The sequence below is a fragment of the Pseudoalteromonas sp. T1lg10 genome, from assembly GCF_002964545.1.
Taxonomy (GTDB): domain Bacteria; phylum Pseudomonadota; class Gammaproteobacteria; order Enterobacterales; family Alteromonadaceae; genus Pseudoalteromonas.
The window spans coordinates 94,486-114,399 of the sequence record NZ_PQBV01000004.1; the positions used below are offsets into that span (position 1 = coordinate 94,486).

General features: G+C 52.1%; 17 protein-coding genes and 1 pseudogene. 16 read left to right on the forward strand and 2 right to left on the reverse strand.

The window, feature by feature from the left end; all coding sequences use genetic code 11:
* Positions 1-122 precede the first annotated feature (122 nt).
* Both C2M17_RS02785 and C2M17_RS02790 read right to left on the reverse strand, forming a co-directional pair.
* Entirely contained in the window at positions 123-1,103 is a 981-nt protein-coding gene (locus C2M17_RS02785; RefSeq protein ID WP_105199356.1) for a DUF2860 family protein, read from the reverse strand.
* A 138-nt stretch (positions 1,104-1,241) separates the two neighbouring features.
* On the reverse strand, positions 1,242-1,814 hold the full coding sequence (locus C2M17_RS02790; protein ID WP_105199357.1) for a TetR/AcrR family transcriptional regulator: 573 nt from the start codon (positions 1,812-1,814) through the stop codon (positions 1,242-1,244).
* A 285-nt stretch (positions 1,815-2,099) separates the two neighbouring features.
* Between C2M17_RS02790 and C2M17_RS02795 the strand changes: the two genes are divergently transcribed.
* The 16 genes and pseudogenes from C2M17_RS02795 (at position 2,100) to ftsA (ending at position 19,901) form a co-directional block, all read left to right on the forward strand.
* Positions 2,100-2,933 (forward strand): pirin family protein, encoded by an 834-nt coding sequence (locus tag C2M17_RS02795; protein ID WP_105199358.1) that lies wholly within the window; start codon positions 2,100-2,102, stop codon positions 2,931-2,933.
* A gap of 9 nt (positions 2,934-2,942) precedes the next feature.
* A pseudogene (locus tag C2M17_RS02800) lies at positions 2,943-3,922 on the forward strand (glutathione S-transferase family protein).
* A 499-nt stretch (positions 3,923-4,421) separates the two neighbouring features.
* The gene (mraZ, locus tag C2M17_RS02805; protein ID WP_105199359.1) at positions 4,422-4,880 is read left to right on the forward strand and encodes a division/cell wall cluster transcriptional repressor MraZ; all 459 of its coding nucleotides are present in this window, start codon (positions 4,422-4,424) and stop codon (positions 4,878-4,880) included.
* A 23-nt stretch (positions 4,881-4,903) separates the two neighbouring features.
* On the forward strand, positions 4,904-5,842 hold the full coding sequence (gene rsmH / locus C2M17_RS02810; RefSeq protein WP_105199360.1) for a 16S rRNA (cytosine(1402)-N(4))-methyltransferase RsmH: 939 nt from the start codon (positions 4,904-4,906) through the stop codon (positions 5,840-5,842).
* A complete protein-coding gene (ftsL, locus tag C2M17_RS02815; RefSeq protein ID WP_105188517.1) occupies positions 5,839-6,165 on the forward strand; it encodes a cell division protein FtsL in 327 nt (108 codons plus the stop codon). Before rsmH ends, ftsL begins: the two co-directional genes overlap by 4 nt.
* Positions 6,162-7,985, forward strand: coding sequence for a peptidoglycan D,D-transpeptidase FtsI family protein (locus tag C2M17_RS02820; RefSeq protein WP_105199361.1), 1,824 nt, complete (start codon positions 6,162-6,164; stop codon positions 7,983-7,985). The genes ftsL and C2M17_RS02820 overlap by 4 nt, the downstream gene beginning before the upstream one ends.
* Positions 7,978-9,447 (forward strand): UDP-N-acetylmuramoyl-L-alanyl-D-glutamate--2,6-diaminopimelate ligase, encoded by a 1,470-nt coding sequence (murE, locus tag C2M17_RS02825; RefSeq protein ID WP_105199362.1) that lies wholly within the window; start codon positions 7,978-7,980, stop codon positions 9,445-9,447. Before C2M17_RS02820 ends, murE begins: the two co-directional genes overlap by 8 nt.
* On the forward strand, positions 9,444-10,829 hold the full coding sequence (locus C2M17_RS02830) for a UDP-N-acetylmuramoyl-tripeptide--D-alanyl-D-alanine ligase (protein ID WP_105199363.1): 1,386 nt from the start codon (positions 9,444-9,446) through the stop codon (positions 10,827-10,829). Before murE ends, C2M17_RS02830 begins: the two co-directional genes overlap by 4 nt.
* Positions 10,829-11,911 carry a phospho-N-acetylmuramoyl-pentapeptide-transferase gene (mraY, locus tag C2M17_RS02835; RefSeq protein WP_105199364.1) on the forward strand — a complete coding sequence of 361 codons (1,083 nt, stop codon included), beginning with the start codon at positions 10,829-10,831 and terminating at the stop codon, positions 11,909-11,911. Before C2M17_RS02830 ends, mraY begins: the two co-directional genes overlap by 1 nt.
* Positions 11,912-13,246, forward strand: coding sequence for a UDP-N-acetylmuramoyl-L-alanine--D-glutamate ligase (murD, locus tag C2M17_RS02840; RefSeq protein WP_105199365.1), 1,335 nt, complete (start codon positions 11,912-11,914; stop codon positions 13,244-13,246). It begins immediately after the preceding gene.
* The gene (ftsW, locus tag C2M17_RS02845) at positions 13,243-14,463 is read left to right on the forward strand and encodes a cell division protein FtsW (RefSeq protein WP_105199366.1); all 1,221 of its coding nucleotides are present in this window, start codon (positions 13,243-13,245) and stop codon (positions 14,461-14,463) included. The genes murD and ftsW overlap by 4 nt, the downstream gene beginning before the upstream one ends.
* Positions 14,460-15,515, forward strand: coding sequence for an undecaprenyldiphospho-muramoylpentapeptide beta-N-acetylglucosaminyltransferase (murG, locus tag C2M17_RS02850; RefSeq protein WP_105199367.1), 1,056 nt, complete (start codon positions 14,460-14,462; stop codon positions 15,513-15,515). Before ftsW ends, murG begins: the two co-directional genes overlap by 4 nt.
* Positions 15,515-16,987 (forward strand): UDP-N-acetylmuramate--L-alanine ligase, encoded by a 1,473-nt coding sequence (murC, locus tag C2M17_RS02855; protein WP_105199368.1) that lies wholly within the window; start codon positions 15,515-15,517, stop codon positions 16,985-16,987. Before murG ends, murC begins: the two co-directional genes overlap by 1 nt.
* Positions 16,984-17,895: a D-alanine--D-alanine ligase gene (locus tag C2M17_RS02860; protein ID WP_105199369.1), complete on the forward strand. Its 912-nt coding sequence runs from the start codon at positions 16,984-16,986 to the stop codon at positions 17,893-17,895. Before murC ends, C2M17_RS02860 begins: the two co-directional genes overlap by 4 nt.
* A complete protein-coding gene (locus C2M17_RS02865) occupies positions 17,896-18,675 on the forward strand; it encodes a cell division protein FtsQ/DivIB (protein ID WP_105199370.1) in 780 nt (259 codons plus the stop codon).
* Complete coding sequence (gene ftsA / locus C2M17_RS02870; protein ID WP_105199371.1) at positions 18,672-19,901, forward strand: cell division protein FtsA; 1,230 nt, start codon at positions 18,672-18,674, stop codon at positions 19,899-19,901. Before C2M17_RS02865 ends, ftsA begins: the two co-directional genes overlap by 4 nt.
* The last annotated feature ends 13 nt before the right edge of the window (positions 19,902-19,914 follow it).

The window sequence follows — 19,914 nt, forward strand, 5'->3', positions numbered from 1 at the left end:
GTATGAGTTTAGTGAGGAAAATGACTAAGTGTGAGCCGGGCCTTAGGTTTTGGCGCTATAAAAATGAAAAAAGCGAGCATCTAGCTCGCTTTAAATCACTTCCTTGTGCATCGCTCTTAGCTTTAAAAACGGTAGCGCAGACCCATGGCGGCAAAGTTTTCGGTTTCATCGTAAAACTCAATATTTGAGTCGGTGCGACGTGTACCACCGGAGGCGACAATTGACCAATTGTCCCAGCCCTCAATTTTGTCGTAGCTGTAAGCCAGGATGGCCGAGTAACGATCGTCTTCTTGTACCTGATTGAAAATGGGGTTCATTTCATCGTTTTCCGTACTGCGGTAGCGCGCCGACAGGGCCAAAGAGTGATTACCGAATACCGCGGTGTAGGTTAGCTCTACGCCGTAACCGTCCAGAGACATGGCATCGCCATCGGCATCGAAATCGTTATAGTTGGCGCCTAGTTTGAATTTTGACTGTGGGCCTAGATCAAACACATAACCGGCTTCGAGGTAGTAACCGTCGCCTTCACGCTCTAGCTGGTCTTGAAACGCCGAGTAGCTGTTGAGGCCCGAATCCTCATCGTCTACCTCGCGGTTAAAGCCGGTTAATTGGGCGTAAAAGTTGGTATCGAGAATGTTGTTATAAGTAATGCGCACCGCGTCATCACCCATATCTGTGTCGTGGCGGCGCTCGTCGGTCATATAGGGGTCGCGCCATACTTCATCGGCGATCACATTGGGGATCAGAGCCACAGCTAGGGTGGATTTCTCGCCCACTTCCACGCGGTAACCCAGGGCAACGGAGAATAACCCGGTGCGCACACCATCACGGGTTTCGCCGTTAATAAAAAATTGCTGGTTATTGGTATCGCCAAAGGTGTATTTGACCGACCCGATAGGGAAGGCAACTACGTCGTCTTCTTTGTTGCCCTTGCTATTCAAGGTGCCATTTTTGACCTCATCATCACCGCTGTAGAGGTTACTTTTGTGGCTGCGGGCACTGGCCATAAAGGATACGTCGCCACTCCAGCCCGCCTCACCTAAATCGGCGAAGGCACTGCCACTGGCTAGAAAGGCGATAGGTGCTAAATATTGAATCTTCATACTTTTGTGTCTCCACGGTTAAAAACTTTTCAATGACTGGGTAAGCAATTTAATTTATTTAATCGAACGTTCGTTCTTTTAAAGGGTGTAAAAAAACAGGTGTGTATTACCTGCTTGTGTATTTGGCTCTAAAGAGAGTTAGCGGCTAACCGCCCGCCATGCCATATCGACCGTCGCCTCGAGCAATTGCGCATCCACTTCGATTTCCCGGTTCAGATGAGCCTGGAGCAGGTAGGTGATGGGGGCTATGGTCAGTGCATGCACAACCGGTTTCGGGTAACTGACTACCAATCCTTCAGTTACGGCCCGGGTGTAAAGCTCATGTAATGGTGCATCGCACTCTAGGCCCCGTGCACGGGCCTGGGCACTGACATTGGGCGAATTTTTAAATTGCTCCTGAAAAGAAAACATAATGGGATTAGCGATAAAAAAAGCAAACATATTGCGAATATATTGGCAAAAAACGCTCTTTACCGAGGTGTCGCTATTCACGTCGCCGAAATAGGCATTTGCCGATTCTTCCTTGAGCATCACATACAGCTTGTTCAGCATGTCTTCCTTATTTTCGAAATAAACATATAAGGTTGATGCCGATACGCCGGCCGCCCGGCCAATTTTCGACATGGATGCACCGGCGAGCCCTTGCTCGGTAACCACGCTCATGGCGGCGCGATAGATGGCTTGCTTTTTATTATCGTCTTTTAATCTCATAACAAAACGAACGTTCACTTAAGGCGAGGGGATTATCAGCCTTAGGGTCTTGGCCTGTCAACGGCCGACGCGGGTATGGCAAACTTAGGTTACAAATTGTCAATTGTGGGCACGCTTTTTAACCTGGTGAGCCGCTTTGAGCGGGGCAGTTACAACTGATTACTCTTGCCTGTGCGGCTGCTAAATTTGAATGCTAAAAATTAGCATCCTCCATGCTGATTTCCCGCATTACATTTAGTAAAAACGCACACTAAACTGGCTGTAACAGAACTTTGGAGAGACTCAATGAAGGTTTTAAAAGTATTACAGGCCTTGCCGACACAGGATGGTGACGGCGTTAATATTCGCCGCGTGGCCGGTTTTGATGGGCGTTATCTTGACCCGTTTCTTATGTTAGATGAGCTTAAGTCCGACGACAGAAAAGACTATATGGGTGGCTTTCCACCGCATCCCCACCGTGGTATCGAAACCTTTACCTATCTGATAAAAGGCGGCTTTGAGCACAGGGATCACCTTGGTAATCAAAAGGCCATTCGCAGTGGCGATGTGCAGTGGATGAGTACGGGTCGTGGGGTCATACACAGTGAAATGCCCTTGGCCGAAAGTGAGGGCCTGCATGGTTTTCAAATCTGGATCAATATGCCGAGTGCCGAGAAAATGCGTCCGCCTCGCTACCAGGATTCTACCTCTACACCCTTGCCGGTCATTGAAAATGGCACTGGTGCCCGCTTGCGTGCACTTGGTGGTAGCTGGCAAGTCGCAGAGCAAATTGCCGAGTCGCCGCTTATTAATCTGGCGGCTGATGCGGCGTTGGCCGATGTGGAGTTGCAACCCGGTGGGCGGCTGGATTTAGCGCCGCTACATCAGTCAAAGGTGATGGTCTATATCCATACGGGCAGCTTGGCGCAGGGCCAATATAAGGCGGGTGATCTCTTGATCCTTGAGCCGGGCAGTGACATTGCTCTTAGCTCGGAGCACGGAGGCGGCGCTTTGATCTTGGCCGGTGAACCTTTGAAGCAGCCGATCGCCCATATGGGGCCCTTCGTGATGACCACGCAAGAAGAGTTAATGCAAGCGGTGCGTGATTATCAGGCCGGTCGTTTTGGCACAATTGAATAGGAGAGCAGCATGGGATTATTAGTTCAAGGTCAATGGCGCGATCAATGGTATGACACCGAATCAAGTCAGGGTGAATTTAACCGTGAAGCGGCTCAGTTGCGTAACTGGGTCACGGCCGAAGGTGAAGCGGGCCCAAGCGGCGAGGCGGGGTTTAAGGCACAAAAGGGGCGCTATCATTTATATGTATCTCTGGCTTGCCCCTGGGCCCATCGCACCCTGATATTTCGCAAACTTAAGGGCCTAGAGAACTACATAGATGTGTCCGTGGTCAGCCCGGATATGCTCTCAAACGGTTGGACCTTCAATCAAGGAGAGGGCAGCAGCGGCGATGCCTTGTTTGCCAGTGAGTTTATGCACCAGATCTACACGCGTAATAAAGCCGATTATAGCGGTCGGGTGACCGTGCCCGTGCTGTGGGACAAACAAACCAACCGCATCGTCAGCAATGAATCGGCAGAAATCATACGTATGTTTAATTCGGCGTTTAACGCCCTGACCGGGGACGAACAGGATTTTTATCCGCAAGAGTTGCGCAGTGAAATAGACGAGATCAACGCCTTTGTTTACGAAAATATCAATAATGGCGTGTATCGTGCTGGGTTTGCAACCACGCAGCGAGCCTATGAGCAAGCCTTTGATGCTTTGTTTAAGGCCCTCGACCACCTAGAGCTGCGCTTGAGTAAACTGCGCTACTTGGTGGGCAATAGGCTCACCGAGGCGGACTGGCGTTTATTTACCACCTTGATCCGCTTTGATGCCGTGTACTTCGGCCACTTTAAGTGCAATCTGCGCAGCATAGAGAGTTATCCGAACTTATCTCAATATGTGCGTGAGCTGTATCAGCACCCGGGTGTGGCCGCACTACAGACTTCAACCATATAAAGCGTCATTATTATTTTAGCCATGGCCAAATTAACCCTACACGCGTGGTGCCTAAGGGACCCAGACTAGACTTTACCCGCCCTCATAACCGCCGCTTTTTCGCTTAGGCGTGTGATAACCTATGTCGTGTCGGAACTGTCCGGCGCGACATTTTCTTGCCTGTTTTTTATCCGCTTGCTCCAGTGAGAGTAAAATTATTTACATTCAATTCCGTCCCTTATAAAGGCACTTTGAGGGCAGAAATGGCGGCTAACAACAGCCGTTTTTTGTCTTTTAAACGCGCAATTGTTAATACAAAATACCTAGCTTTTATCCGCGCTAGAGGGCGGACAGCCTGAACTTTTTGGTGTCAAACTTGAATAAAAAGTGAACGAAAGATGCCTCTCTAATCATCCGCTCCACTTTTTTCCACCTAATTCAGGGACTTCCCTTAAAGCCGCATTTTATCTAGGGTTAGACGCCATTTTCCACACTTTCATTGCTTGACAAAAAGCCTTGTCAAGCCCTAGACTGTAGTTCAGTGGGAAATTGTGGGTATAAGTGGATCTTTATGGATCTATAACCCGCAAACAATAACAAGCAACAAACGGACGGCATTTTTAACTCATGTTTCGCGGCACAAGCACACTCAGCCTTGATGACAAGGGCCGGTTTGCGATACCAACCAAGTATCGTAATCAGCTGCTTGCGGATAATGGCGGCGAAATTATATGCACCATCAATATTGGCGACCCCTGTTTGTTGCTCTACTCCCTCAGTGAATGGCAAATCGTTGAACAGCGTCTCGCCGCCCTCTCGAATATGAAAGAACGGGCCAAACGCATGCAGCGCTTGGTGCTGGGTAACGCCATGGATTATCAGCTTGATAAGCATGGCCGTGTGTTGCTGGCGCCGCATTTGCGCGATTATGCAAAGCTCGATAAGAAAATCGTTTTGGTAGGGCAATCGAACAAGTTTGAAATCTGGGATGAGACGTTGTGGCAAGAGCGGATGGCCAAAGATATTGCCATCGAATTAGAACAAGATTTTGATCAGGATGAAGATCTAGGCGATTTTTCATTCTAACTCTATAGGGCGCGAGCACACGCATGAGCGAAGAATTTCAACACATCTCCGTACTGATGACGGAAACCATTGATGCCTTAGCGATTAAGCCAGACGGCATTTACATCGATGGTACCTTTGGCCGTGGCGGCCACTCCAGCGAGATTCTTGCCCGTTTGGGAGAAAAGGGCCGCTTGCAGGCCATAGATCAGGACCCTACGGCCATTGCCGCCGCCAAGCGCTTTGCCGATGATCCTCGTTTTAGCATTGCCCATAGTCGCTTTTCGCGTCTTGATGAGGTCGCCGAGGCGGCTGGGATCACAGGTCAGGTCGACGGTATCCTGCTGGATATCGGCGTTTCTTCGCCGCAGCTGGATGATGCCGGACGCGGCTTCAGCTTTATGAAAGACGGCCCGCTGGATATGCGCATGGACCCAAGTCAGGGGCGCAGTGCCGCCCAATGGTTGGCCGAGGCCGAATTAGAAGACATGGTGTTTGTGTTTAAAAAGTACGGCGAAGAGAAATTCGCCCGTCGCATCGCCACTAAAATCATCGAAACCAGAGCACACACCGAGATTAACTCCACGGCGCAATTGGCGCAGTTAATTGACGAGGCGGTGCCGGTGAAAGACAAACACAAGCACCCGGCGACACGTACCTTCCAGGCCATTCGAATTTATATCAACAGCGAACTGGAAGAGATTCAAACCGCGCTGCAGGCATCCTTGTCGGTGCTTAAGCCCGGTGGTCGCCTGGTGGTAATTTCCTTCCATTCGTTGGAAGACCGAATCGTAAAACAATTTATCAAGAAGCAGAGCAAGGGAGAGGCTGTGCCTAGAGGTCTGCCATTAACCGATGCACAATTAAATAAAGAACTGACGTTAAAGGCAGTAGGCAAAGCCATTAAGCCGAGCGATGAAGAGATCGCTCGCAATAGCCGTGCGCGCAGCTCCGTCCTTCGTGTAGCCGAGAGATTGGGATGAGCCAACAACCAGTAAAACGCCAACCAAACCTCTTCGTCGAGATAATACGGGGATTGATTGACAACAAGCTAACGTTGGGGCTGCTTTTTTCTATTCTGTTCAGTGCGTTAGCCATAGTCCAGGTAACGCACTTATCACGGGCGCAGCTGATTGCTCAAGACAAGCTGCTGCAAGAACGTGACGAGCTTGACCTAAATTGGCGTTATTTATTGGTAGAAGAAGAATTTTATTCTCAGCATGCACGGATAGAGCAAATTGCCACCGAGCAGCTGAATATGAAAAGACCAACCAGCGAAGATGAAGAAGTGGTGATAGTGCCATGAGAGCAGCGAAACGCAAAAGCAATGCAAACAATTTAATTACCTGGCGCTTTGTGCTGGTATGCGCTGCTGTGCTGCTGGTTTTTGTGACTTTGGTGGCCCGCGCCGCCTATTTGCAGGTGATCGAGCCGGATAAGGCGCGCAGCGAAAATGCCAAGCGCACCGTGCGGGTAGAAAAGCTCCATGTGCAGCGCGGCATGATCTTCGACCGTCAGGGCAAAGAGCTGGCGGTAAGTGTGCCCGTGGTCAGCGTTTATGCCGACCCTAAAGCCATCGACAAGTATCTACAAAGCAAGGTGGTTAAGCGCGCGAAAAAGCAAGGGGAAGATCCGCAGGATATTCTCGACCGTCCCGAGCATCTGGCCGATCTTAAAGCCGCCTTTTACAAGCAAGATATGCGCTGGCGTGAGCTGGCCGATGTGCTGCGCTTAGAGCGCTCCAATGTCGACACCCGCTTAATCGGCGATAAAGACCGTCGCTTTATCTATTTAAAACGTCAGGTAACACCCGCTGTGGCCAACTATATCAATGAGTTGAATCTACCGGGCGTGCACCTGCTTGACGAGTCCAAACGCTATTATCCCGCCGGTGAAGTCACCGCCCATGTGCTTGGTTTTACCAATATCGACGGTCAGGGCATCGAAGGTATTGAAAAGCTCTATGACGAAGCGCTGACCGGCACAGAAGGGCGCCGCACTATTCGTAAAGATGCTCGTGGCCGCGAAGTTGCCGTTCTGGACGAGCGTCAGCGCGTGGAACCGGAAGATATTCAGCTGTCTATCGACCAGCGTATCCAGGTTATTGCTTACAAAGCGCTTAAATCTGCGGTGTTGACCTACAAGGCCACATCAGGTTCCGCCATGGTGGTGGATGTTAAAACCGGCGAGATCCTCGCCATGGTTAACAGTCCTTCATTTAACCCCAATAATTTGGAAGATGCGGCGCCGCACAAACGTCGTAACCGCGCCATTACCGATTTATTTGAGCCGGGTTCAACCATTAAGCCACTGACTATCCTGGCCGGTTTGGATTATGGCAATATTGACGCCAACGACACCATAGACACCTACCCGGGTTGGATGCGCGTCGGTGGCAGTCTGGTACAAGACACCCGTAACCGTGGCGAGATGTCGCTGCGCGAGATCCTTAAGGTTTCAAGTAACATGGGTGTGGCGAAGATCTCACAAGACCTGCCTAAAGACTACTTTGTCGGCTTGTTCGAGCGCGTAGGCTTCGGCAGCGATACCGGCACTGGCATGGTAGGTGAGAGCAGTGGTTTGTTTTATCCCAACCGTCGTTGGTCTGATTTTGAAATTGCCACCTTGTCGTTCGGATATGCCATCTCGGTAAGCACGGCCCAGTTGGCGCGTTTTTATGCGACCTTGGGTGCCGGCGGCATTTCACGTCCACTGACCATATTAAAACAAGAAGAACCCTTACCCGGAGAGCGCGTTTTTCAAGAACAAGACGCCAAAGCCGTTGTCGAAATGATGGAAAGCGTATTTGAGAAAGGCGGCACAGCGAACAAGGTGAAGGTCGATGGTTATCGCGTCGCAGCGAAGACAGGTACTTCTAAGAAAGCGGTCGCCGGTGGTTACGGCGACGAATATGTCGGCTATTTTGCCGGCGTCGGTCCGGTAAGTGACCCGCGCCTGGCCGTAGTGGTTATGGTCAATGAACCCGGTGGCGATGTGTATTATGGCGGTGCCACCGCGGGTCCGGCCTTTGCCGAAATAATTTCCAATGCGCTGCGTATCCTTAACGTGGCGCCCGATTTAGAACCGGTAGCCAACCTAGCAGTAAAGGGAGGTGGAGATGCGTAATCTTCGCGAAGTACTCGCCCCTTGGGGAATCGATACCGAGATAGGCTTGGTTAACGAATTACAATTAGATAGTCGCCGCGTTCAACGTGGCGATGTGTTTGTGGCCATCAAAGGTCATCAACTCGACGGTGGTCAGTTTGCCGAGCAAGCGCTCGCCCAGGGTGCCAGTGCGGTGATTGCCGACAGTCGCTGTGAACTTAATTGCGACGATGAGCGCATTATCGTTATTGAACGTCTCAGTCTGCGTTTGAGCGAGCTGGCGGCGAGCTTTTATGGTCAGCCCAGTCACGCCTTTGATTTGGTCGGGGTGACCGGCACCAATGGTAAGTCCTCGACCACGGCGATGATCGCTACTCTGGCACAGCATTGCCAACGCCCCAGTGCCATTATCGGTACCTTGGGCTGGGGTGAGCTGGATAATCTTAACGAGCTGGCTAATACCACGCCGTCTAGCGTTGAGTTACAACAGATTTTTGCTCAGCTAAAAGAGCAGCAAAAACAGCTGGTGGCGATGGAGGTATCGTCTCATGGCCTGATCCAGGGCCGAGTTGCCAACAGCCGTTTTAAGGCCGCGGTGTTTACTAACCTATCTCGCGACCACCTGGACTATCATGGCGATATGCAAAGCTACGGCGATGCCAAGCTGATCCTGATGCGCGATTGCGATGCCGAGCTGGTAGTGCTCAATCAGGACGATGCGGTGGCACAAACCTGGCTGGAAAAATACGACTTCCCCGAGTTGGTGGTGTATGGCCGTAAAACGCTGCCGCCAACCCATGGCCGTTACCTGTATTTCAGTAAGGTGGAATTCCTGCCTCATGGCTTAAAGGCGCATATCGACAGCAGTTGGGGCGAGGGCGAAGTCACCTTACCTCTGTTTGGCGAGTTTAACCTCTATAACCTGGGGGCCGCGTTGGCCACCTTGCTGGGGCTGGGTTACCCCTTGGAGCAGTTGTTGGCGGCGTGCAAGCAGCTGCAACCTATTGCTGGTCGTATGCAGGCCTATAGCGCCGCTAATGGCCTGACCTGCGTGGTCGATTATGCGCATACCCCGGATGCCATCGAGTTGGCCCTGCAGGCGCTGCATCAGCATGCCCATGGTAAAGTCACCTGCGTATTCGGCTGTGGTGGCGACCGCGACAAGGGCAAGCGTCCCTTGATGGCCAAGGCGGCGCAAAAGTACGCCGACCGTATTGTGGTCACCAGTGACAATCCGCGCAGTGAAGACCCGCAAGCCATCCTCGATGATATCTGCGCCGGTTTTAGCGCTAACGTCGATGTGCAGTATGAAATTGACCGCGCCAAGGCCATTGCCTTGGCCATTACTCAGGCGCAGCCAGGCGATATAGTGCTTATCGCCGGTAAGGGCCATGAGGATTACCAGATTATCGGCGATCAGGTATTGCCGTTTTGTGATCGCACCCTGGTGCAGCAGTTATTGGCACAAGGAGCAACATCATGATCAGTATGGACTTAGATTGGCTAGCCAAGACCTTAGGTATTAGCTATCAGGGTAGCAACAGCAGCCTGAGCAATATCAATACAGATACCCGCACCTTATGCGACGGCGAGGTGTTTTTAGCGCTGCAAGGCCCTAACTTTGATGGCCACAACTTTATCGATGTTGCCGAGCGCCAAGGCGCGGTGGCGGTGATCGTAGCGCACCCGGTAGAAACTCACTTGCCTCAGCTGGTGGTGTCCGACACTCGTATAGCCCTTGGACAGATAGGCGCCGCTGTCAAAGCCGAGGTAGCCCCGAAAACCATCGCTATCACTGGCAGCGTGGGTAAAACCACGGTTAAAGAAATGTGTGCCGCCATTTTGGCGCAAAAAGGCCCGGTGCTGGCCACCAAGGGTAACTTCAATAACGATATTGGCGTGCCACTGACCTTGTTACGCCTTGAGCCACAACATCAATATGCTGTGATTGAACTCGGTGCTAATCACCTTGGCGAAATCGCTTATACCACGGCGTTGACCAAGCCGGACGTGGCCGTGGTCTGTAATGTGGCCGAAGCGCACCTCGAAGGATTTGGCTCCCTGCAGGGGGTGGCCACCGCCAAGGGCGAAATCTTCTCTGGTTTGGCCGAGGATGGCGTGGCGGTGATCAATGCCGACAGCGAGTTTAAACAACAATGGCTCGATGGTCTGGGTACCCGCCAGGTAAAACAGTTTTCAACTAAAGAGCATCTGGATGTGTGGGCCGAAGAGGTGACCCTGGATGCCCTGGCTCGTGCTTCCTTTATGCTTTGCAATAAGGATGAGCGTGTTGCCGTGACTCTGGCCATGCCGGGTCAGCACAATGTTACTAATGTGCTTATCGCCGCGGCATTAACCAGCAGCCTGGGCTGCAGCCTGGCTGATGTGGCCAGCGGCCTTGCCAATATGGCGCAGGTCAAAGGACGAGTGAACATTATCGAGGTAACAAGTCAGCTTACAGTCATTGATGATACTTACAATGCCAACGTGAGATCGGTACAAGCGGCCATTGATTTATTGGCTCAGGTTCCAGGTTTCCGGGTATTGGCCCTCGGCGATATGAATGAACTCGGCGAAGGTGCACGACAATACCATCAACAAGTAGGTGAATATGCCAAGCAAAAGGGCATTGAAGCCGTCTATTCTCTGGGCGTATTAAGCCGTTACGCCAGTGATGTCTATGAACAAGCCGGACGCCACTTTTCTGGGCGCGACCAACTTCTTGAGCAAATGCTGAAGGACTTACGACAGACACAACAAAAAATAACGGTAGTCGTGAAGGGATCGCGCAGTTCTCGCATGGAGCTTTTAGTGGAAGATTTAGTGGCGCATGGCAAACAGTTAGCCGGCGAGGGAGAGAAGTAATGTTAGTGTGGCTGGCTGAATACCTAACCCAGTTTTACAGCGGGTTTAATGTATTTTCTTATTTAACGCTCAGAGCCATCTTAGGAATTCTGACGGCGCTGATGCTGTCTTTGTATTTTGGCCCTAAGCTGATCGCCGCCTTGCAGCGCATGCAGATTGGTCAAACCGTACGTGACGACGGTCCTCAGTCTCATTTAAGCAAGTCGGGTACCCCTACCATGGGTGGTTTGCTTATTCTGGGCGCCATTTTTGTCAGCACCCTGTTATGGGCCGACTTAAGCAATAAATATGTGTGGGCCACCTTGTTTGTGATTGGCTCTCTGGGCGTTGTCGGCTTTATCGATGATTATCGTAAAGTCATACGCAAAGACCCTAAGGGTCTGATTGCCAAATGGAAATACTTCTGGCAGTCGGTGATTGCCCTGATCGTAGCCTTTGCCCTGTATGCTAGCTCGCAACAGGCGGCGGAAACCGCATTGATCGTGCCCTTCTTTAAGGATGTGATGCCACAGCTTGGGCTTTTCTACATCATCATGACCTATTTTGTGGTGGTGGGTACGTCCAATGCCGTAAACCTTACCGATGGTCTTGATGGCCTGGCCATAGTGCCAACCATTTTAGTGGCGTCGGCGCTGGCGATCATGGCCTATGTGACGGGGCATGCGAATTTCTCAAGCTATCTGCACCTGCCACATTTGCCACTGACCAGTGAGTTGGTTGTGGTCTGTACCGCCATCGTTGGTGCCGGCCTGGGCTTCTTGTGGTTTAACACCTACCCGGCGCAGGTCTTTATGGGCGATGTGGGCTCATTGGCTCTGGGCGGTGCGCTTGGCATTATTGCCGTGCTGGTGCGTCAGGAACTGGTGCTAGTGATTATGGGCGGGGTCTTCGTGATGGAGGCTGTGTCTGTGATCCTGCAGGTGGGCTCATACAAGTTACGGGGCGAGCGGATTTTCCGCATGGCACCTATTCACCATCATTATGAATTAAAGGGCTGGCCGGAGCCGCGCGTGATCGTGCGCTTTTGGATTATTTCCATCGTGCTGGTACTTGCTGGATTGGCAACATTGAAGATCAGGTAAATGGGCTATTTAAAGACGCTTAAAAATAAACGTATCGCGGTGCTTGGGCTGGGGGTTTCCGGTCTGGGCACAGTGCGTTTTTTGCATGCTCATAAATTGGCGCCAGTGCTTGTCGACTCGCGTCAGCAGGTGCCTACTCAGTTGTGGTTAGACTCTCATGTGCCGCATCTGGAGCAGCGTTTTGGCCCCTTAGCAGAAGCCGACCTGACATCCTTCGACTTAATCTTGATCGGCCCTGGACTGGCATTAGCCACCCCCGATGTGCAGCAAGCCATTGCCGCCGGCGTAGAAGTGATAGGTGATGTCGAGTTGTTTGCCCGCATCAATACCAAGCCTGTGCTGGCGGTAACCGGCTCAAACGGCAAGTCAACCGTGGTTTCCTTGCTCGCCAAGGTACTTGAGCGCGGCGGCCTGCATATAGGCTTGGGCGGTAATATCGGCACCGCGGTGCTGGATTTACTGGCCCTGGACGCCGATGCCTATGTTTTAGAATTATCTAGCTTCCAGCTGGAGACCACCTCCAGCCTGGCGGCCAAAAGCGCCTGTATTTTGAATCTGTGTGAAGATCATATGGATAGATACGAGGATATGGGCGGCTATATCGATGCCAAACAGCGTATCTATCAGGGCTGTGAGCTGGCCGTTTTCAATAGTGAAGACGCCGACACGGCGCCGCTGCAGAGCAATAACGCCGAACGTATCAGCTTTGGGCTAGAGCAGGGCGACTACCATATTATGATGCACCAAGGTCAAGCCTACTTTGCCTTTCGTCAGCAGCCCATTTTGCCCTGCGCCAGCAGCTTACTGCCAGGCAGTCACAACCGTTTGAATGTGTTGGCTGTAATGGCCATGTGTCATTCCTTTGCCTTTGACGCCGGTGTGTATGAGCGGGCGCTGCAGGAATTCCCAGGTTTAGATCACCGCTGTCAGTATGTAGATACCCTAAACGGGGTGCGCTACTTCAACGATTCCAAGGCCACCAACGTGGGGGCCACCATAGCCGCGATTAACGGCTTTGCCGATGAACCGGGACGCTTGATTTTAATTGCCGGTGGCGATGCCAAAGGCGCCGATTTAACGCCTCTGCAAGAGCCGCTTTTAAATCAGGTTGCTGAGCTGATTTGCCTGGGTAAAGATGGCGCTGCCATTGCCGCACTCAAGCCCGGTAGTCACCAGGTCGGTGACATGGCCGAAGCGGTACGTTGCGCCAAGGCCTGCGCCCGCGATGGCGACATAGTTTTACTGGCGCCAGCCTGTGCCAGCCTGGACATGTATGCCAATTACATGGTGCGCGGTAACGACTTTGCACAACAAGTGCAAGAGGGGGAGGCATGAGCTGGGATCGCATTAAAGATCTACTGCATCTGAAGCCCTCGGGTCAGCTATACGATGTGCCCTTGCTTTATACCCTGCTGTGTTTGGTAGGCGTGGGGTTCGTTATGGTAACCAGCGCCTCCATGCCTGAAGGCGAGCGCCTGTTCGACAATCCGTATCATATTATGGTGCGCCAGGCGGTGTTTATGGGGATGGCACTGTTCTTGTTTACCCTGGCAACCAGTTTGAAAATGCAGTGGTGGAAGGTAGCCAATACTTATCTCTTGTTTGTAGGCCTAGGCCTCTTGGTTGCGGTATTGGTCTTGGGTAGTGAAATCAATGGTTCGAAGCGCTGGATCCCACTAGGTCCCATCAATATTCAGGCCTCGGAAGTGGCCAAGCTGTTCTTCTTTAGTTACCTCGCAGGTTACCTGGTACGTAAGCGCGACGAGGTGCAGGAGAATATTAAAGGCTTTGTGAAGCCCATTAGCGTCTTTGTTCTGTACGCAGGTTTGATTCTATTGCAGCCGGATCTTGGTACCGTAGTAGTAATGTTTGTGACCACGGTTGGCCTGCTGTTTCTGGCCGGTGCCAAGTTGTGGCAGTTCTTTGTCCTGATGCTTTCTGGTATAGGTCTGGTGATCGCCCTAATCGTATTTGAACCCTATCGTTGGGCCCGTGTTGTGGGCTTTTTAGAGCCTTGGGACGACCCCTTTGGTAAAGGTTATCAATTAGTACAGTCGCTGATGGCCTACGGTCAGGGTGGCTGGTTTGGTCAGGGCCTGGGTAACAGCGTGCAGAAGCTTCAATATATGCCACACGCCCATAACGACTTTATTTTTGCCGTGGTGGCCGAAGAGCTGGGTTTTGTCGGTGTGTTTACCGTCCTGGTGCTACTGGGCACCTTGGTATTTAGAGCCTTGCTTATTGGTCAGCGTGCGCTTAAGGCCAATAAAGAATATGAGGGCTATTTAGCTCTGGGAATCGGTATTTGGTTTGCGTTCCAGTCCATGGTTAATGTCGGCGCCAGCGCCGGGATCTTACCCACCAAGGGACTGACCTTACCCTTTATCTCTTACGGTGGCTCCAGCTTGTTGGTGATGGCCATTGCCGCCGGGGTGTTATTCCGTATCGACTTTGAAACCAAGATGGCGACCAAGCAGGCGACCTCCAGAGGTCACGGCCGGGGTCATCGTCGTGTTGTACCTAGCCCCGCAGCAGTACAGGAGGCAGTATGAATAAATCCCTGGTAGTGGTTGCCGGTGGCACAGGCGGACATATTTTTCCCGGCATCGCCGTGGCCCAATACCTGCGCGAGCAGGATTGGCAGGTCTCTTGGATTGGCACGGACGACAGAATGGAAGCGGATGTGGTGCCTAAGCACGGCATAGAAATCGATTTTATTCGTGCTCAGGGCGTGCGTGGCAATGGCTTAAAACGTCTCTTCCAAGCGCCCTTGATGATCATCAAGGCCTTTTTTGCGGCGCGTAAGATTTTAAAGCAACGTCGCCCTGCGGCGGTGTTGGCCATGGGTGGCTATGTTACTGGGCCTGTGGGCCTGGCGGCGAAAAGCTTAGGGATCCCCCTAGTGATCCATGAGCAAAATGCTGTGGCCGGCATGAGCAACAAGCTTTTGGCCAAGCTGGCTAACAGCTGTTTGGGTGCGTTTCCCGGTGCTCTGCCACAAAGTGATTTTCAGGTGGTGGGTAACCCGGTACGTCAGTCGCTGATGAATATTGCCCCGGTTGAGGTCAGCTCGCCAATCAATATTCTGGTGGTGGGTGGCTCGTTGGGAGCACAGGTGTTAAATGACATCTTGCCAACGGTGTTTGCCGAACTGGCGACAAAGCATGAATTAGCTGTGTGGCACCAAACCGGCAAGGGCCGCTCCAGTAAGGTGCAGGAGCAATATCAGGCGCAACAGCTTGAGGCCAAGGTGAGCGACTTTATCGACGATATGGATGCCGCCTATGCCTGGGCTGACCTGGTTATTTGTCGCGCCGGTGCTTTGACCGTGAGCGAAGTAGCTGCGGCCGGACGCATGGCCCTGTTTGTGCCATTTCCACATGCCGTGGACGACCATCAAACCGCCAATGCCCAGTATTTGGTGGGTGGCGATGCAGCCTTGTGTATGCAGCAAGGCGATTTTTATCAAACCGCCGTGGTTGAGGCGCTAGCGCCGTATTTTCAGCAGCCCCAATTAATTACCGAGATGGGTAAGCGCGCTAAGGCGCTGGCCAAACTCGATGCGACCGCAGCGGTTGCAAAACAATGTGAGCAGTATAGTTAATGACAGTAACAACAGGCACAGCCCAACAGCAGGGCACGCAACAACAAGGGCAAAGACCGGCGATGCGCCGTGTTGAAACCATTCATTTTGTCGGCATAGGTGGTGCCGGTATGGGTGGTATTGCCGAAGTTCTCGCCTACGAAGGCTATCGTATTACCGGCTCGGATATCGCCCAAAGTGCGATGACGGAGCGTTTGATTAAAGCCGGTGCCGAGGTGTTTATCGGCCATGATCAGAATAATGTAAAAGACGCCTCCGTAGTGGTGGTTTCTACCGCCATCAATGAACAGAACCCAGAGATCATCGCCGCCCGCAACGCCCGTATTCCTATTGTGCGTCGCGCGGAGATGTTGGCCGAGCTGATGCGTTTTCGCCATGGTATTGCCATTGCCGGCACCCATGGTAAAACCACGACAACCAGTTTGGTTGCCAGTATTTTTGCCGAGGCTAAGCTGGATCCCACCTTTATTATCGGCGGTTTGCTTAATAGCGCCGGCAGTAATGCCCGAGTGGGTTCGAGTCGTTTCTTAATTGCCGAAGCGGATGAAAGTGATGCCTCCTTCTTGCACCTGCAGCCCATGGTGTCTGTGATCACTAATATCGAAGAAGATCATATGGACACCTATGAGGGCAGTCTGGAGAAGATGAAGGACACCTATGTGGAGTTTATTCACAACCTGCCGTTTTATGGTTTGGCCGTGGTCTGTATCGACTCACCTGTGGCTCGTGAGCTGATCCCGCGCTTTTCCCGTCAGGTGATCACCTATGGTGAGCATGAAGATGCGGACTATCGTATGGCGGATTTCAGCCAGGATGCCAGCACCTGCTCCTTTACCGTGACTTCGAAGCAGGGTGAGCGCCTAGAGGTGACCCTGAATATGCCGGGTAGGCACAATGCCCTGAATGCCACCGCGGCCATTGCCGTTGCCAAAGATGAAGGCATAGGTGACACCGCGATTTTACAAGCGCTGGAGAAGTTCGAAGGCATAGGCCGTCGCTTCCAGCACTACGGCGAGTTTACCAATGAGCGTGGTAAGGTGATGCTGGTGGATGATTATGGTCACCATCCCAGCGAAGTTGCCGCCACCATTAAGGCCGCCCGCGATGGCTGGCCACAAAAGCGCCTGGTGATGATTTATCAGCCGCACCGTTATAGCCGCACCCGCGACCTGTACGAAGACTTCGTTAAGGTCTTGGGCGACGTCGACCAGCTTATTTTGCTTGATGTCTATGCCGCCGGTGAAGAGCCGATTGTCGGTGCCGACTCGAAAAGCCTGTGCCGCAGTCTGCGCCAGCGCGGTAAGGAGCCCTTGCATGTGGCGGATAACAACGAGTTAGCAAGCGTATTAGCCACCACCTTGGCCGATGATGATCTGGTGATCACCCAAGGTGCGGGCAACATAGGTCAGTTGGTGAAAAAGCTGGCCGCAACCGAATTACAGATTGAAAAGTTACAGCAGGTATCCTCATGAGTCAGGCATTTGGCAAAGTAGCAGTTTTACTAGGTGGGTCATCTGCCGAGCGCGAAGTATCGCTTAAATCAGGCGCAGCCGTGCACGCGGCTTTGGTTGAGGCTGGTGTCGATGCACACCAGTTTGACCCGGCTGAGCGCCCTCTGCACGAGCTTGCGCAAGAGGGTTTTGACCGTGTCTTTATCGCCCTGCATGGTCGCGGCGGTGAAGATGGCACCCTGCAAGGGGCATTGGAATTTATGGGCTTGCCCTACACAGGTTCAAGCGTACTGGGCTCGGCCCTGGCGATGGATAAAATCCGCTGTAAGCACCTGTTTCAGGTGGCTGGCCTGCGCACCGCTCCTTATAAAGTAGTGTCGCAAAGCCAAGGCTTTGATTGTGCAGAGATTATGGCGCAGCTGGGCCATGTGATGGTAAAACCTTCGCACGAAGGTTCGAGTATCGGCATGGCCGAGGCCAACAATGCTGAAGAGCTGGCGCAAGCCCTGGAAGCCGCCTTTAAGTTTGACGACGAGGTCTTGGTAGAGCAGTGGCTAAGCGGCCGCGAATTTACCGTGTCTATCTTGAGTGATAAGGCCTTGCCTGTGATTGAAATGCGTACGCCGAGCGGTTTCTATGACTATCAGGCCAAGTACCAATCAAGCACCACGGAATATTATTGCCCGGCGGATCTAAGCGAAGCGCAAACGGCGCAGTTGCAAGAGATGGCGGAGCAGGCCTTTTCGCTTGTGGGCGCTAAGGGCTGGGGACGTGTTGATGCCATGCAAGGCGCCGACGGTGAGTTCTATCTGCTTGAAGTCAATACGGTACCCGGAATGACGGAGAAATCCTTGGTGCCTATGGCGGCCAAGGCCACGGGCGTAGATTTCACCGCACTGGTAGTGAAGATTTTGGAGCAAACTCTGTAAATGGCGACATTAAGGGAAAAGCTGAGCGGACTAAAACAGGGAACCAATTGGTCACTGCTGTTTGGCTTGAGCTTTTTTCTGCTGGTGGTGTTTATGGTGTTGAAGTTGACCTTCAACTTCTCCGACTGGCTGGTTCGCGATAAGGACGCCCAGCTTAAGCAGCTGCAGGTGTTGGGTGAGCCCAAGTATACCGCCGAGCGCGCCATTATCGACGCCATTAAACAGGCGGATTTGGACAGCTTTTTTGAGCTCGATGTAAAGCAGGTGCAGGAGTTAGTCACCGATTTACCTTGGGTTGCCAGCGCCTCGGTGCGCAAGCAATGGCCGGATACCCTGCAGGTGTACGTGGTGGAGCATCAGGCGGTAGCGCTGTGGAATGACGACCAACTGCTTAATAGCAAGGGGCAGGTATTCACCGCGCCGCAGGAGGGCATAAAGGACTCCTTGCCTAGCTTGTTCGGCCCCGAAGGCAGCGAATTGGAAGCCTGGCAGACCTTTAATCGTTTTGAAGAGTTGTTTGCGGTAAACGGTTTGAAATTATCCAGCCTGGCGCTGTCGGAGCGTTTCGCCTGGCAATTATGGTTAGATAACGGCATTCGCCTTAATTTAGGGCGTGATGATAAAGCAAAACGCGTACAAAGATTTATTGATGTCTACCCACACTTGAAAAAACGTCAAGATGTACAGGTAGATGTCGTTGATTTGCGATATGATACCGGGCTTGCGGTGCAATTTAAGCCGCTGGCAGTAACGGAAGAAGAACAAAAGAGTAAGGTATGACCAAGTCAGTAGAACGTAACCTTGTTATCGGTTTGGATGTGGGCACCTCGAAAGTGGTGGCTACGGTCGGTGAGATCACCGATGACAACAAACTCAGCATTGTTGGTGTAGGCCGCCAGGTATCCCATGGTATGGATAAGGGTGGCGTGAATGACTTGAACCTGGTTTCCGAGTCGATTCGTCGCGCCATAGACGAAGCCGAGCTGATGGCCGACTGCCGCATTAGCTCCGTGTATCTGGGCATTTCCGGTAAGCATATTCAATGTCAGAACGAAACCGGTGTGGTGGCAATTAACAACACCGAAGTGACCGATGAAGACATAGACAACGTCATCCACATTGCTCGTTCCGTGCCTATTTCCGCGGAGCGCAAAATGCTCCATGCCTTACCGCAAGAATACAGCATCGACATGCAAGAGGGCATTAAGAACCCACTGGGCATGAGCGGTGTGCGTATGGAAGCCAAGGCCCATATCATCACCTGTTCCAACGACATGGCGAAGAACATTGAAAAATGTGTCGAGCGTTGTGGCTTGCAGGTTGATCAGCTGATCTTCAATGCCCTGGCGTCTTGCTATTCGGTATTGACCGAAGACGAAAAAGAGCTGGGCGTGGCGGTACTGGATATAGGTGGTGGCACTATGGATATCACCATCTATATCAATGGCGCTTTACGTCATTCTGCGGTGATCCCGGTTGCGGGTAACCAGGTAACCGGCGATATCGCCAAGATTTTCCGTACGCCTATTTCTCATGCCGAAGCCATTAAGGTGCAGTACGCCTGTGCCAGCAGCCAAATGGCCAGTAATGAAGAACAAATTGAAGTACCTAGCGTGGGCGGACGTCCTTCGCGTATTATGTCGCGCCACACCTTATCCGAGGTGGTTGAGCCGCGCTTTAGAGAATTATTTGAACTGGCGCTAGAAGAAATTCGTCGCTCCGGTTTTGAAGATCAAATTGCTGCTGGATTGGTTGTTACCGGCGGCAGTGCAAAGATGACCGGTGCTTTGGAAGTGGCAGAAGACATCTTCCAAATGCCGGTACGTATCGGTAGTCCACTAGGGATAACGGGATTAACTGATTATGTAAGCGATCCCTCATTTGCAACCGCCGTAGGTTTGTTACAATATGGTCGGACCATGCAGTCGATCAACGCAACAAAAGCGAAAGCAGACGAGGGTAACTGGTGGGGCCGTATTACTAAATGGTTCCAAGGTGAGTTTTAGTACTCAAGTCGGA